10 protein-coding genes are annotated in these 14,937 nt (G+C 71.8%); 4 read left to right on the forward strand and 6 right to left on the reverse strand.

The features are described 5' to 3' along the window. Nucleotides 1-2: 2 nt before the first annotated feature. From ACF07N_RS06755 to ACF07N_RS06780, 6 genes are all read right to left on the reverse strand, one after another. Complete coding sequence (locus tag ACF07N_RS06755) at nucleotides 3-605, reverse strand: ADP-ribosyltransferase (protein WP_392109269.1); 603 nt, start codon at nucleotides 603-605, stop codon at nucleotides 3-5. 91 nt (nucleotides 606-696) lie between these two features. After that, entirely contained in the window at nucleotides 697-1,872 is a 1,176-nt protein-coding gene (locus ACF07N_RS06760; RefSeq protein WP_392109272.1) for a YncE family protein, read from the reverse strand. 81 nt (nucleotides 1,873-1,953) lie between these two features. After that, nucleotides 1,954-2,562 (reverse strand): ATP-binding protein, encoded by a 609-nt coding sequence (locus ACF07N_RS06765; RefSeq protein ID WP_392109275.1) that lies wholly within the window; start codon nucleotides 2,560-2,562, stop codon nucleotides 1,954-1,956. Between the two features lie 168 nt (nucleotides 2,563-2,730). Then, the gene (locus ACF07N_RS06770; protein ID WP_383586064.1) at nucleotides 2,731-3,498 is read right to left on the reverse strand and encodes an enoyl-CoA hydratase/isomerase family protein; all 768 of its coding nucleotides are present in this window, start codon (nucleotides 3,496-3,498) and stop codon (nucleotides 2,731-2,733) included. 80 nt (nucleotides 3,499-3,578) lie between these two features. Further along, nucleotides 3,579-4,811: an Ig-like domain-containing protein gene (locus ACF07N_RS06775; RefSeq protein WP_392109278.1), complete on the reverse strand. Its 1,233-nt coding sequence runs from the start codon at nucleotides 4,809-4,811 to the stop codon at nucleotides 3,579-3,581. Between the two features lie 157 nt (nucleotides 4,812-4,968). Next, nucleotides 4,969-6,213, reverse strand: a complete 1,245-nt coding sequence (locus tag ACF07N_RS06780; protein WP_392109281.1) for an Ig-like domain-containing protein — start codon at nucleotides 6,211-6,213, stop codon at nucleotides 4,969-4,971. A gap of 188 nt (nucleotides 6,214-6,401) precedes the next feature. Here ACF07N_RS06780 and glgX point away from each other — a divergent pair, with 188 nt between their 5' ends. From glgX to ACF07N_RS06800, 4 genes are all read left to right on the forward strand, one after another. Next, on the forward strand, nucleotides 6,402-8,654 hold the full coding sequence (glgX, locus tag ACF07N_RS06785) for a glycogen debranching protein GlgX (RefSeq protein WP_392109284.1): 2,253 nt from the start codon (nucleotides 6,402-6,404) through the stop codon (nucleotides 8,652-8,654). Between the two features lie 132 nt (nucleotides 8,655-8,786). Continuing rightward, on the forward strand, nucleotides 8,787-10,580 hold the full coding sequence (locus tag ACF07N_RS06790; protein WP_392109287.1) for an ABC transporter ATP-binding protein: 1,794 nt from the start codon (nucleotides 8,787-8,789) through the stop codon (nucleotides 10,578-10,580). After that, on the forward strand, nucleotides 10,577-12,427 hold the full coding sequence (locus ACF07N_RS06795) for an ABC transporter ATP-binding protein (protein ID WP_392109290.1): 1,851 nt from the start codon (nucleotides 10,577-10,579) through the stop codon (nucleotides 12,425-12,427). Before ACF07N_RS06790 ends, ACF07N_RS06795 begins: the two co-directional genes overlap by 4 nt. A 380-nt stretch (nucleotides 12,428-12,807) precedes the next feature. Then, nucleotides 12,808-14,868, forward strand: a complete 2,061-nt coding sequence (locus ACF07N_RS06800; RefSeq protein ID WP_392109293.1) for a M4 family metallopeptidase — start codon at nucleotides 12,808-12,810, stop codon at nucleotides 14,866-14,868. Nucleotides 14,869-14,937 lie beyond the last annotated feature (69 nt).

Raw genomic sequence — 14,937 nt, forward strand, 5'->3', positions numbered from 1 at the left:
GGTCAGTGCCAGGGCTTGTAGTGCGGGTTGCTCTCGCACTCGCTCATGATCTCCGTCCTGGTCGCCTTGTCGACCGGGCAGACGCCGACGACGTACTGCCGGGCGATGCCGCCGGGGAAGGCGACTTCCTGCTGGTCGGCGTACTTGTGGGTGTCGCCGATGGTCTTGTTGACGTCGACGCCGCCGGGGGCGTCGACGTAGTAGTTGAAGGCGGACTTCCACTTCTTGAACAGGTCGTGGTCGTACGTGGTCGACACGTACGGGGACGGCTGGTTGACCAGGACGTACTTCTCCAGGTCGTACTGGCCGTTCACGACGTCCCTGGGGCGGAAGCCCTCCTCGAAGATCACGGAGGGGCCGCGGCCGTCGGCGCGGTAGAGGGTGCCGCAGGTGGTGCGCCAGGACGGGGCGGGGGTGATCCGGGCGAGGTCCACCCGGCGGTCGGCGGCGGCCTCGGCCTTGTCGTCGAACTGGACGGGGCAGGCGGCGGGCGCGGGGGCGGCGGGCCGGGCGGGGGTGCGGTCCGGTGTGGCGGCCGTGGTGGTGAGGACGGCCGCGAGGGAGAGGGCGGCGGCCGTGGCGCGCCGCTTGCGGAGAGTGATCATGCGGAGCACGATCGCGGTTCCGCCGCGGCGGGCCCGGGATCCTCACCCGATCAGGGCGTGTCAACTGCGCTGATGTGGACGGCCGATGGGGTCAGCGGAAGATGCCCGTGTGGCCGAGGGAGTAGCGGCCGGGCTGCGGGTAGACGGCGAGGCCGTGCGGGCCGCTGCCGACGGGGATGCGGGCGAGCTGGGTGCCGGTGCGGGTGTCGATGGCGTACACCTCGGCGTCGTAGCGGCCGGAGAGCCACAGCACCTTGCCGTCGGCGGAGACGCCGCCCATGTCGGGGCTGCCGCCGTCGGGCAGCCGCCACTTCTTGGTGAGCTTGTTCTGCGTGAAGTCGAAGACGGAGACCGTGCCCTCGCCGCGGTTGGACACGTACATCTCGCGGGAGTCGCGGCTGACGTAGAGGCCGTGGCAGCCCTTGCCGGTGGGCAGCAGGGTGGGCTCGGCGAACGTGTCGCCGTCCAGGACCCACATGCCGTGGGCCATCATGTCGGCGATGTAGAACCGCTTGCCGTCGGGTGAGATCTTCACGTCCTGCGGCATGGCGCCCTCGAAGGGCAGCCGCTGCTGCCCGACGACCTCCATCCTCTCGGTGTCGACCTTGAGCAGTTCGCCGCTGAACTCGCAGGAGACGATGAAGTAGCGTCCGTCGAGGGAGAAGTCGGCGTGGTTGACGCCGTAGCAGGAGACCGGGACGGTCTTCCTGACCGCCATGGTGTGCGGGTCGCGGAAGACCAGCTCGCGGTCGAGGGAGGCCATGACGACGGCGTACTTGCCGTGCGGCGTGAAGTACAGGTTGTACGGGTCGTGGACCTCGACCTCCTTGCCCGCCTTGCCGGTCCTCGGGTCGATCGGGGTGAGGGTGTGACCGCGGTTGTTGTTGACCCAGAGCGTCTTCAGGTCCCAGGAGGGCACCACGTGCTGGGGCTGCCGGCCCACGGGGATCGTCTCGACGATCTCGTACGTCTCCGGGTCGATGACGGAGACCGTGTCGGACTCGGTGTTGGGGACGTAGACCCGGGAGGGGAAGTCCTTGACGACGGGGGACAGTTTGCCGGGGCGGTCGGCCGCGTAGACGTCCTCCGGGTCGAGGACCGGCGGCATGCCGGGCAGTCCCGCCACGGGCTTCTTCTCGCGCGGGGCGGGCACGGCGGCCTTGGTGCCGCGCGCCTCGGAGGTCCGCTCGCCGTCCGTGCCGCAGGCGGCGAGGACGGCGAGTGCGGCACCCGTGACCAGGGCACTCTTGACGAGGTGACGGTGCATTCCACCATTTAAGGCGCGGATGATCCGGAAACGGGCCATTCGCCCGACCGGCGGCCGGGTGAGCCTCGCGACCGGTGGCCCTCAGCGGTCGGCGACCCGCATCTCGAACCAGGTGGTCTTCCCGCGGGGCAGCAGGTCGACGCCCCAGCGGTCGGCGAGCTTGTCGACGAGGAACAGGCCCCGGCCGCTGACGTCCATCTCCTGCACCGGCATCAGGCACGGCAGCCCGCGCGAGGGGTCGCGGACCTCGACCCGGATCCAGCCGCGGCGGCGGTGCAGACGCAGCCCGAAGACACGGGCACCGGTGTGGCGCACGGCGTTGCCGACCAGTTCGGAGACGAGGAGGACCGCGTCCTCGGTGGTCTTGGGCGTGAGTCCCCAGTGCCGCAGCACCACGACCTGGGTGAGGCGCCGCGCGGTCGCGGCGGACTCGGGGCGGGACGGCAGTGGGACTTCCGCCTCCGTCGGGTTGCCGTACAACTCCAGCACCTTGAGCGCGTGTTCGTCCTCGACGGTCGGCGACCAGCGCGCCGCGGCCGCATGAGCGTGTCCCCGCGGCTGTTCCATACCCTCCAGCCCCGCCATGCCCCCATCATGGCCGCCCAGGGCGTCCGCCGGGGCCGTTCCCGGGGAATACGCCCCCGGGGACGGGCTCCGAAGCGGTGGCCGTCCGTCATATGCCACGGGCACATCGGGACCTCGCGCACCCCGGCTGACCTGCTGGAACGAGTCATTCCGGGGCAATCGGCGGACTCCCTCGATCCGGCACGCTTAAGGTTGCCTTAAGGCTGCCATAAACCGCTCCATCGAGGGACCCGGATCAGACACGGCGTCAATTGCAACCCCCTGGAGGGATGTTCAGAGGAACTTCGCCTTGCCCGGCCCCTCCGCCACGAAGCTGCGCATCCCGCGCTCGCGGTCCTCGGTGGCGAACAGGCCCGCGAACCAGTTCCGTTCGATCGCCAGGCCCGTGTCGATGTCCGTCTCCAGGCCGGCGTCGATCGACTCCTTGGCGGCGCGCAGCGCCAGGGCCGGGCCCTGGGCGAGCTTCGCGGCCCAGGCGTGCGCCTGCGCGTAGACCTCCTCGGCGGGCACGACCCGGTCGACCAGGCCGATCTCCTTGGCCTCGTCGGCCTTGACCATCCGGCCCGTGAAGATGAGGTCCTTGGCCTTGGAGGGGCCGACCAGGCGGGCCAGGCGCTGGGTGCCGCCGGCGCCGGGGATCAGGCCGAGCAGGATCTCCGGCTGGCCGAGCTTGGCGTTCTCGCCGGCGATGCGGTAGTCCGCGCAGAGCGCCAGCTCGCAGCCGCCGCCCAGCGCGTAGCCCGTCACGGCCGCGACGACCGGCTTGGGGATGCGGGCCACGGCCGTGAAGGAGTCCTGCAGGGCGCGGGCGCGCAGGACCATCGCGGTGTGGTCCATCGCCTGCATCTCCTTGATGTCCGCGCCGGCCGCGAACACCTTCTCGCCGCCGTAGACCACCACGGCCCGCACGTCCTCGCGGCGCGCGGCCTCCTCGGCGAGTTCCTTCAGCCGGTCCTGCGTGGCGATGTCCAGCGCGTTCATGGGCGGTCGGTCCAGCCGGAGCGTGCCGACGCCTTCAGCGACTTCGAGAGAGACGGTCATGGGCAGCAGGTTAACGGGGACTAACGGACAGGGCCCCGGTGCGGTCCGTCACACCGGGGCCCTCCGTCAGCGCCGGAGTGCTACTTCTTCCACTTCTCCCACGACATGTTCCAGCCGTTGAGCCCGTTGTCCGGGTCGACGATCCGGTCCTCGGAGTTCTTGACGACGACCACGTCACCGACCATGGAGTTGTTGAAGAACCACGCGGCCGGCACCTTCTTGTCCCAGCCGCCGCGCACGTCGCGCAGGCCGATGCAGCCGTGGCTGGCGTTGTAGTTGCCGAAGGCGCCGCTCGCCCAGTAGTTGCCGTGCAGGAACGTGCCGGAGGTGGTGAGGCGGACGGCGTGCGGGACGTCCTTGATGTCGTACTCGCCGCCGTAGCCGACGGTCTCGCCGTTCATCCGGGTGACCGTGAGCATCTCGCTGATGACCATCTGGCCGTTCCAGGTCTCCATGCCGGGCTTGCCGGTGGTGACCGGGATGGTCTTGACGACCTTGCCGTCGCGCGTGACCTTCATGGTCAGCTTCTTGGCGTCGACGACCGAGACCTGGTTGCGGCCGATGGTGAACTCGACCTTCTTGTCCTGCTCGCCGTAGACGCCGGGGCGGCCCTCGACGCCGTCGAGGTTCAGGTCGACGGTCACCTTGGTGCCGGGCTTCCAGTACTTCTCGGGGCGGAAGTCGAGCCGGTCGTTGCCGAACCAGTGGCCTTCGACGTCGACGGCCGGCTCGGTCTTGATGCGGATGGCGTTCTCGACGGCCTCCGGGCTGGTGATGCCCCGGGAGAAGCGGATGGAGAACGGCATGCCGACGCCGACCTTGGAGCCGTCCTCGGGCGTGAAGGTGCCGATGAAGGTGTTCTTCGGCGTCAGCGTGGTGAAGCCGGCGTCCTCCGCGGCCGTGCGGCCCTCGGAGTCCTTGGCGACCGCGTGGACGGTGTACTTGGTGGCACCGGCCAGGTGGGTGGACGGCGTCCAGGTGGCGCCGTCGCCGGATATCTTCCCGTCGATCTTCCTGCCCTCGGCGTCCTTGACGACGACCTCCGAGAGCTTGCCCTTGGCGGCGGTGACCTTCAGCGCGCCGCTGGTCTCGACGGACTTGGCCCCGTCCTTCGGCGCGATGCTGACGACGGCCTCGGACTGCTTGCTCTGCGCGGTGCCCGCGTCCTTGCCCTTGCCGCCGTCCGCGCCGGAACCGGAGCCGCCGTCCCCGCCGCCGCACGCCGTCACGGCGAACAGCAGCGCGCCGACGACCAGCGCGAGCCTGCCGTTCCCGCGTCCAACCGACGCCCCCGATATCGGTCGCACGTTCAAGTGGTACTCCCCTCCCCGGACCTGGTCAGGCCCGCTCCCCGGCGCGTGTCCCCCGCGCACCGGCGAATAGTAACCACCAAGTGAGCGGCCCCGGCCGCCCGCGAATGTCACCGTTCGGTCCCAACGGAACGCCGGGTCAACCGGCCCCCCTGTCCGGTTACTTCACCGCACTGCCCGCCTTCCATGCGTTCCAGCCCATATTCCATCCTCCGAGCCCGTTGTCGGGAGCGACCGTTTTGTCGTTGCTGTTGACCACCTCGACGACGTCCCCGACGAGGCTGCGGTCGAAGAACCAGCCGGCCGGGGTGTCCGAGCCGCCGCCCTTCACATCGCGCAGGCCGACGCACCCGTGGCTGACGTTGGTGCGGCCGAACACACTGCGGTGGGCCCAGTAGTTGCCGTGCAGGAAGGTGCCCGAGTCGGTCAGGCGCATGGCGTGCGGGACGTCGGGGATGTCGTACTCGCCCTTGCCGTCGCGCTTCTTGAAGCCGACCGTGGCGCCGTTCATCCGGGTGACCTCCAGCATCTCGGTCACCACCATCTTGCCGTTGTACGTGGTGGTCTTCGGGGCCCCGGCCGTCACCGGCACGGTGGCGAGCGGCTCGCCGTCGCGCCGCACCTCCATGGAGTGCCGGGCGGCGTCGACGACGGAGATCTGGCTGCGGCCGACGGTGAAGGAGAACCGCTTGTCCTGCAGGCCGTACAGGCCCGGCCCGCCCTTCACGTCGCGCAGGCGCAACGCGACGGTGACCCGGGTGCCGGGCTTCCAGTAGTGCTGGGGACGGAAGTCGAGCCGGGACCGGCCGAACCAGTGCGGGCGGATCTCGACGGCCGGGCGGGCGGAGACCCGCACCGCGCGTTCGACGGCCGCCCGGTCGGTGATCCGCCGGCTGAACTGCAGCGAGACGATCATCCCGGTGCCGACCGTGGCGCGGTGCTCCGGCGTCACGTAGCCGATGAAACGCTCCTTCGGGACGTACGTCGTGAAGGAGGTGTGCCGGGCCGAGCGGCGTCCGTCGCTGCCCACGGCGACCGCGTCGACCATGTACTCGGCGCCCAGCGCGAGCCGCCGCTCGTCGGGCTCCCAGGTCAGGCCGTCGGCGGAGAGGCGGCCGGGCACGGGGGTCTCCCGCGCGTCCTGCGACCGGACGACCTTCACCGACTCCAGCCGGCCGTCGGGCACGCGCACCCGCAGGTCCTCCCCGGGGCGCACGCCCCTGCTGCCGTCGCCGGGCGTGATCTCGATGACGTCCCCGGGCGCCGGGGGCGCGCCGAACACCCCGGCGACGCCGCCGCCGTCGTCCGAAGTACAGCCGGTGGCCCCGGCGAGGAGCCCTGCCCATGTCACTACGGCGGCCAGCGCGGCCCTCGCGCGCCGCGCGCGCCCTTGTACGTGCCTCACGAGGTGCCCAACGACCGGCCGCGTCCCCGGGAAACGACCATGCCCGCCCCCGGGGAAACGTGAGTGCGACCCATGCTCTGGGCAGAACAGTGGGGAGGACGACGCGCAGGGGAGCCGCGACCCGGGCCGCAGCACAGGGCCGCACCCCTCTGTCCCCCGTCGTCCCACGAGCCGCGGGAGGCTGACAGGTGTCCAGCGCAGCCGAGCAGGAGGCGGTGGCCGGTCATCAGGCCGCCGGGAACGGGCGCCAGGCCGCCGCCGTCAACGGCACGCGGCGGGCCGCGCCGCCGCCCGCCGTGCCCGCGTGGCCGGGCGCGCCGACCCCGCTGGGCGCCCGGTTCCGGGTCGGCCCCGACGGGGTGGCGGGGACGAACTTCGCGTTGTGGGCGGGCGGGGCCGAGGGGGTCGAGCTGTGCCTCTTCGACGAGGCGGGCAAGGAGTCGCGGGTCCGGCTCGCCGAGCTGACCCACGAGATCTGGCACGGCTTCGTACCGGGCGTGCTGCCCGGGCAGCGCTACGGATACCGGGTGCACGGCCGCTGGGACCCCTGGACGGGCGCCCGCTGGAACCCGGCGAAGCTGCTGCTCGACCCGTACGCGCGCGCGGTCGACGGGGACTACGGCCTGCCGCCCGAGGTGTACGGGCACGTCCGGGACTGGCCGCAGCAGCACATCGCCGACACCGTGCGCGACGACCGGGACTCGGCGCCGTTCGTGCCGAAGGGCGTCGTCGTCCACGACGACGACGACTGGTCCGACGACCGCCGCCCGAAGACGCCGTGGGCCGACTCGGTGATCTACGAGCTGCACGTCAAGGGCTTCACGCGGCTGCACCCGGACATTCCCGAGGAGCTGCGCGGCACCTACGCCGGCCTCGCCCACCCGGCGGCCATAGAGCACCTGGTGCGGCTCGGCGTGACGGCCGTGGAGCTGCTGCCGGTCCACCAGTTCGCGCACGAGGACCACCTGCTGCGCAGGAGCCTGCGCAACTACTGGGGCTACAACTCCATCGGCTACTTCGCCCCGCACGCGGCCTACGCCGCCTCCGGCACGCGGGGCCAGCAGGTCGGCGAGTTCAAGCGCATGGTGCGCGCCCTGCACGCGGCCGGGATCGAGGTCATCCTGGACGTGGTCTACAACCACACCGCCGAGGCGGGCGAGCTCGGCCCGACGCTGTCGCTCAAGGGCATCGACAACCGCGGCTACTACCGCCTCCAGGACGACGCCCGCCGCTACGCCGACTACACCGGCTGCGGCAACACCCTGCACGTGGTCCAGCCGCAGGTGCTGCGCCTGATCACGGACTCGCTGCGGTACTGGGTCAGCGAGATGGGCGTGGACGGCTTCCGCTTCGACCTGGCGGCGGCGCTGGCCCGCTCGATGCACGACGTCGACATGCTCTCCCCGTTCCTCGCGGTCATCGCCCAGGACCCGGTGCTGCGCCGGGTGAAGCTGATCGCCGAGCCGTGGGACGTGGGGTCCGGCGGCTACCAGGTGGGCGCGTTCCCGCCGCTGTGGACGGAGTGGAACGACCGGTACCGCAACGCCGTGCGGGACTTCTGGCGGCACGCGCTGCCGGACGTCCGCGAGATGGGCTACCGCCTGTCGGGCTCCAGCGACCTGTACGCCTGGGGCGGGCGCAGGCCGTACGCGTCGGTCAACTTCGTCACCGCGCACGACGGATTCACGCTGCGCGACCTGGTGTCCTACGAGCGCAAGCACAACGAGGCCAACGGTGAGGGCAACCGGGACGGCACGGACGACAACCGGGCCTGGAACTGCGGCGCCGAGGGCGAGACGGACGACGAGGGCGTGCGGGCGCTCAGGCGCCGGCAGCTGCGCAACCTGCTGACCACGCTGCTGCTGTCCACGGGCGTGCCCATGCTGGTCGCGGGCGACGAGCTGGGCCGCACCCAGCGCGGCAACAACAACGCCTACTGCCAGGACAACGAGATCAGCTGGGTGGACTGGAGCCTGCTCCAGGAGCCCGGCTGGCGCGCCCTGTTCGAGCTGACCTCCCGGCTGATCGCGCTGCGCCACCGGCACCCGGTGCTGCGCCGCCGGGCGTTCTTCTCGGGCCGGGCCCAGACCGCGGACGGACTGCGCGACCTGGCCTGGTTCACCTCGCGGGGCACCGAGATGACGGAGCAGGACTGGTACGCGCCCGCCGCCACGCTCGGCATGTACCTCTCCGGCCGGGACATCCCGGGCCGGGACGAGCTCGGGGAGCAGATCCTCGACGACAGCTTCCTGGCGGTGCTGCACGCGGGCGAGGGGCCGGTGAGCTTCGTGCTGCCGGGGCCGCCGTGGGCGGCGCGCTACGAGGTCGTGGTCGACACGAGTCTGGAGGAGCAGGGGGAGGCGCCGGGCGTGGAGCACCCGGCCGGGACGGAGATCACCGTGCCGGCGCGGGCGGTGCTGCTGCTGCGGGTGGCGGGCTGAGGCACCGCCGCGGGGCAAGCCGCCGTCCGGGTGGAGACGGCGGTGAGCCGCAGGTCGCAGGACCGACGGCCGATACGGGCCGGGCGAAAACTCGGTGGGCAGTGTCAGTGGTGAACCGTAGGCTCGCTGCTGATGGCCACGACACCCGCACCCGCCCAGGACCGTTCCGTCGTGCGTACGCTGCTGCGCCTGTGGCCGTATGTCCGGCCCGTGCGCGCGAGGCTCTTCACCGCCGCGTTCGTCGCGATACTCGCCTCCTGCGTCGGCCTGGTCATCCCGCTCGTGCTGAAGTGGATGGTGGACGGGCCGGTCGCCGAGCGGGACCCGGCCGGGGTGTGGCTCGGGGCGCTGTACCTGCTGCTGCTCGGCTTCGCCGAGGCGCTGCTGTTCGGGCTGCGGCGCTGGCTGGTGGCGCGTCCGCTGTCCCACGTCGAGGCCTCCATGCGGGCGGCGCTGTACCGGCACCTGCAGCGGCTGCCCGTGGCCTTCCACGACCGGTGGGCCTCGGGGCAGTTGCTGTCCCGGGGGACGACGGACCTGATGCTGCTGCGCATGTTCCTCGCCTTCCCGCTGACGTTCCTGCTGGTCAACGGCGTGACGATCGTGGTCGGCGTGATCATCATGCTGCTGCAGGACTGGACGCTGGGGCTGGTCATCCTCGGCCCCGCGGTGCCCGTCCTGGTCACCTGCGTGGTCTTCGAGAAGCGCTACGCCGCTGCGGCGCGGCGCGCCCAGGACCAGGTCGGGGATCTGACGACGGTCGTCGAGGAGAGCGTGCTCGGCATCCGGATCATCAAGGGCTTCGGCCGTCACCGGGCCCAGGCGCGGGCCTTCCGCGAGCTGTCGCGCACGCTGCGCGGGACGGAACTGCGCAAGGCGCGCCTGCTGGCGACGATCTGGGGCGTCATCGTGACGCTGCCGGAGCTGGCGATCGGCGCCGCGCTGGTGGTGGGGGTCGTGCAGGTCGCCGACGGGGACCTGTCGGCGGGCACGCTGGTGGCCTTCCTGTCGACGGCGCTGGCGCTGCGCTGGCCGGTCGAGTCGATCGGGTTCCTGCTGGCGATGACCCAGGAGGCGGCCACGGCGACGGAGCGGTACTTCGAGGTGATGGACGAGAAGGCCGAGGAGACGGATCCGGCACCGGCGGCGGCCCCGGCCGGCCCGGCGGACCGGGGACTGCGCTTCCACGGCGTCACCTTCCGCTACCCCGACGCCCCGCCCGGCTCCCCGCCCGTGCTCGACCACGTCGACCTGCACATCCGCTCCGGCGAGTCGATGGCCCTGGTCGGCACCACCGGCAGCGGCAAGACGACGCTCACCGCGCTCGTGCCCCGCCTGTACGAGGTGACTTCGGGCCGCATCACCCTCGACGGCGTCGACATCACCGCCCTGCCCCGGGAGACCCTGCGCGCCAAGGTCGCCGTCGCCTTCGAGGAGCCCACGCTCTTCTCGGCCACGGTCGGCGACAACGTTCTCATGGGGGCCGGGGATTCGGCGGACACCGCCGCACTGGAGCGCGCCCTGGCCGTCGCCCAGGCCGGCTTCGTGCACGACCTGCCCCAGGGGACCGGCACCCGGGTCGGCGAGCAGGGGCTCAGCCTCTCCGGCGGCCAGCGGCAGCGTCTCGCCCTGGCCCGGGCGGTCGTGGGACAGCCGGAGTTCCTGGTGCTCGACGACCCGCTGTCGGCGCTGGACGTGCACACCGAGGCCGCCGTGGAGGCCGCCCTGCGGCAGGTCCTGGCCGACACGACCGCCCTGATCGTGGCCCACCGCCCGTCCACCGTGCTGCTGGCCGACCGGGTCGCCCTGCTGTCCGGCGGCCGGATCGCCGCGGTCGGCACCCATCACGAACTGCTGCGCACCAACGCCGAGTACGCGCACCTGATGTCCGGAGCGGAGTCCGGGGAAACGGAGGGAGCCCGATGACCGCGGCCACCACGGCACCGGCCGGCGGAACGTCCGGCGACCAGCGCCCCGCCCCGGGCGACTCCTTCGACCAGGACCTCCTGCCCACTCCCCCGGGCGCCACCGCGGCCCTGCTCCGGTCCCTGCTCGCCCCCATGAAGGCACGGGTCGCGGTCACGACGCTCCTGCTGCTGCTCCAGCAGGCGGTGGTGCAGGCGGGCCCGCTGCTCGTGGCGTACGCCATCGACCGGGCCGTCCCCGCGTTCCGGGCGGACGACCACGGGCCGCTGATCGCGGTGGGGGCCGGTTACCTGGGGTGCGCGCTGGCCGCGGGGGCCCTGCAGTGGGCGTTCATCGCCGCGGCGGCCCGCGTCAACCAGGACGTGCTGCTGGACCTGCGCGGCCGGATCTTCCGCCACGCGCAGGCGCTCAGCGTCGACTTCCACGAGCGCTACACCTCGGGCCGGCTCATCTCCCGCTCCACGACCGACGTGGAGTCGCTGCGCGAACTGCTCGACGAGGGCCTGCAGGAGCTCGTGACGGTCGTGCTGTCGTTCGTCTACATCTCGGCGATGCTGCTCTGGCTCGACCTCGGCCTCGGCGGCGTGGCGGTGGCGTCGATGGTGCCGCTGTACGGGCTCGTGCGGTTGTACCAGCGGCGGGCCGCGCGGGTGTACCGGGCCCGGTCGACCGCGATCGCCGCCGTCATCGTCAAGTTCGTCGAGACCATGAACGGCATCCGGCCGGTGCGCGCCTTCCGCCGCGAGGCCGTCAACGACACCGACTTCGGCCGGCTCAACGAGCGGCACGAGCGGACCAACGGCGACGCGCTGCTGGAGATGGCCCGGTACGTCACCGGCTCGCGGCTGGTCGCCAACACGGCGGTGGCGGCGATCGTGCTGTGGGGCGCCTACCGGGTCGCCGGCGGCACCCTGGCCCTCGGTGTGCTGGCGGCGGCCGTGCTGTACCTGCGGCGGCTGTACGACCCCATCGACCGGCTGGGCATGTTCCTCAACTCCTACCAGTCGGCGGCGGCCTCCCTGGAGAAGATCGCCGGGCTGCTGGCCCAGACGCCGTCCGTGCCCGAGCCCGAGAAGCCCCGGCCGCTCCCGCCCCTGCGCAGCGAGCACCCGGGCCGCGAGGTCGTCTTCGACGGGGTCAGCTTCGGCTACCGCACGGGCGGCGAGGTGCTGCCGCGCTTCGACCTGACGCTCCCGGCGGGGCAGACGGTCGCGGTCGTCGGCTCCACGGGCGCCGGCAAGTCGACGCTGGCCAAGCTGCTGGCCCGGTTCTACGACCCGTCCGACGGGCGGGTGCTGCTCGACGGCGTCGACCTGCGCGACCTCGCCGTGCCCGAACTGCGGCGCGGCGTGGTGATGGTGACGCAGGAGGCGTTCCTGTTCTCGGGCACGGTCGCCGACAACATCGCGATCGGCCGGCCGGACGCGACCCGCGCGGAGATGGAGCAGGCGGCGAAGGAGATCGGCGCGCACGACTTCATCAGCGCCCTGCCCGACGGCTACGACACCGACGTCCGCAAGCGGGGCGGCCGCATCTCGGCCGGCCAGCGGCAACTGGTCGCCTTCGCGCGGGCGTTGCTGGCCGACCCGGCGGTGCTGATCCTCGACGAGGCGACCAGCTCGCTGGACGTCCCCGGCGAGCGGGCCGTGCAGCGGGCCATGGCGACGGTGCTGAAGGGCCGCACGGCGGTGGTGATCGCGCACCGGCTGTCGACGGTGGAGATCGCGGACCGGGTTCTGGTCATGGAGCACGGGCGGATCGTGGAGGACGGGGAGCCGGGCGAACTCATCGCGGGCACGGGCCGCTTCGCGGATCTGCACCGGGCGTGGCGGGACAGTCTGGCGTAGCCCGGACGCCCGCCAGTTCACGCAGAGCGGCCATCGCCGGGTTCCGGGCCAGGGCCGGATGCCGACGGAATCCATAGCGCAGGTCGGTCGCCGTGAGGGCCGCCAGGTCCACCCGGCCGGCCTGCCAGGCCCGTTCCCAGCCGGAACCGATGTCCCTGCTGCTGTCGGGCGTGAAACGGATCTGCAAGGGACTCCTAAGTGTCCGTATAGCGAACATGAACTTCCGGTCAACGAACCGTTTCCGGCCATTGTATTGACGCGCTCCTGACAGAAAGCGCGGTCGCCTGCCACGCTTCCCACGACTGCTCCACAGCAACCCCACAGCAACACCTCCACCTCCCCAGGCCGGGCGACCCCCGGTCCCGCAGAAGGAGTCCGTGTTGAGTAGCAGTTCCTCCGGCAGAGGCACCTCCCACAGACGCACTCCCCACACCCCCCGCCGCACCGCGGCCGTGGCCCTCGCCGGCGTCGCCGCGCTGGTCGCCGCGGCCGTACAGAGCGGCACCGCCGTCGCAGCCCCGGAGAAGGCACCGCAGGCCGCGAGCAAGGCGATCCCCGGCTCGGAGCCGGTCGAGCTCTCCCCCGCCCAGCGGGCCGCGCTGATCCGCGAGGCCGACGCCGCCAAGGCGGAGACCGCGAAGGACCTGGGCCTGGGCGCGAAGGAGAAGCTGGTCGTCCGTGACGTCCTGAAGGACCGGGACGGCACCGTGCACACCCGCTACGAGCGTACCTACGACGGCCTGCCGGTCCTCGGCGGCGACCTCGTCGTGGAGAGCACGAAGGCGGACGAGACCGCCGCCGTCGTGAAGGCCACCCGCGCCGCCATCGAGCCGGCCACGACGAGGACGGCGGTGCCCGCGGCGAAGGCCCGGCAGCAGGCCCTGGCCGCCGGGAAGGCCGAGGAGGCGAAGAGCCCCGGCATCAACCGCGAGCCCCGCAAGGTGATCTGGGCCGCGAGCGGCACGCCCGTCGTGGCATACGAGACGGTCGTCGGCGGCTTCCAGCACGACGGCACCCCGCAGGAACTGCACGTCGTCACGGACGCCACCACCGGCGAGAAGCTGTACGCGTGGGAGGCCATCGAGACCGGCACCGGCAACACGGTGTACTCCGGCACGGTCGACCTCACCACCACCCAGTCCGGGTCGGCGTACAACCTCACCGACGGCGCCCGCGGCGGCCACAAGACCTACAACCTCAACCGGGGCACCTCCGGCACCGGCACCCTCTTCTCCGGCCCGGACGACGTCTGGGGCAACGGCAGCCCGTCCAACCTGGAGTCGGCCGCCGCCGACGCCCACTACGGCGCCGCCCTCACCTGGGACTACTACAAGAACGTGCACGGCCGCTCCGGCATCCGCGGCGACGGCGTGGGCGCGTACTCGCGGGTGCACTACGGCAACAACTACGTCAACGCCTTCTGGTCGGACAGCTGCTTCTGCATGACGTACGGCGACGGCTCGGGCAACGCCAACCCGCTGACGTCGATCGACGTGGCCGCGCACGAGATGACCCACGGGCTCACCTCGAACACGGCCAAGCTCGTCTACTCCGGCGAGTCCGGCGGCCTGAACGAGGCGACCAGCGACATCTTCGGCGCGACCGTCGAGTTCCACGCCAAGAACTCCTCCGACGTCGGTGACTACCTCATCGGCGAGGAAATCGACATCAACGGCGACGGCACGCCGCTGCGTTACATGGACAAGCCCAGCAGGGACGGCTCGTCGAAGGACGCCTGGTACTCGGGCATCGGCTCGATCGACGTGCACTACTCCTCGGGCCCGGCGAACCACTTCTTCTACCTGCTGAGCGAGGGCAGCGGCACCAAGACCATCAACGGTGTCGCCTACGACTCGCCCACCTCGGACGGCCTTCCGGTGACCGGCATCGGCCGGGACAAGGCGGAGAAGATCTGGTTCCGCGCGCTGACCACCAAGTTCACCTCGACCACCAACTACGCGGGCGCCCGCACCGGCACCCTCGCGGCCGCCGGTGAGCTCTACGGCACCGACAGCGCCGAGTACAAGGCGGTCCAGGACGCGTGGGCGGGTGTGAACGTCGGCACCCGCTCGGGCGGCGGAGGCGGCGGGGGCACGTCCTTCGAGAACACCGCCGACGTGGCGATCCCGGACCGGGGCGCGGCGGTCACCTCGTCGATCACCGTCTCCGGCCGGACCGGCAACGCGCCGTCCAACCTCCAGGTCGCCGTGGACATCGTCCACACCTACATCGGTGACCTCCAGGTGCAGCTGGTGGCCCCCGACGGCACGGCGTACACGCTGAAGGCGTACGGCACCGGCGGCAGCGCGGACAACCTGAACACCACGTACACGGTGAACGCGTCCTCCGAGGTCGCCAACGGCGTCTGGCAGCTGCGGGTCCAGGACAACGCGGCCGCGGACACCGGCTACATCAACAGCTGGAAGCTCACCTTCCCGTAGGCCCCGGGCAGGTCCCCGAGTCAGGGCGTCGCCCCGGCGGGTTCGAATCCCCCGGGGCGGCGCCCGTTT

The organism is Streptomyces sp. NPDC015242, from assembly GCF_043079125.1.
GTDB lineage: Bacteria > Actinomycetota > Actinomycetes > Streptomycetales > Streptomycetaceae > Streptomyces.

Bases quoted from the DNA above. Each gene is read 5' to 3' on its own strand.
- ACF07N_RS06755 (WP_392109269.1), bottom strand. From the start codon at position 605: ATGATCACTCTCCGCAAGCGGCGCGCCACGGCCGCCGCCCTCTCCCTC.
- ACF07N_RS06760 (WP_392109272.1), bottom strand. From the start codon at position 1,872: ATGCACCGTCACCTCGTCAAGAGTGCCCTGGTCACGGGTGCCGCACTC.
- ACF07N_RS06770 (WP_383586064.1), bottom strand. From the start codon at position 3,498: ATGACCGTCTCTCTCGAAGTCGCTGAAGGCGTCGGCACGCTCCGGCTG.
- ACF07N_RS06790 (WP_392109287.1), top strand. From the start codon at position 8,787: ATGGCCACGACACCCGCACCCGCCCAGGACCGTTCCGTCGTGCGTACG.
- ACF07N_RS06795 (WP_392109290.1), top strand. From the start codon at position 10,577: ATGACCGCGGCCACCACGGCACCGGCCGGCGGAACGTCCGGCGACCAG.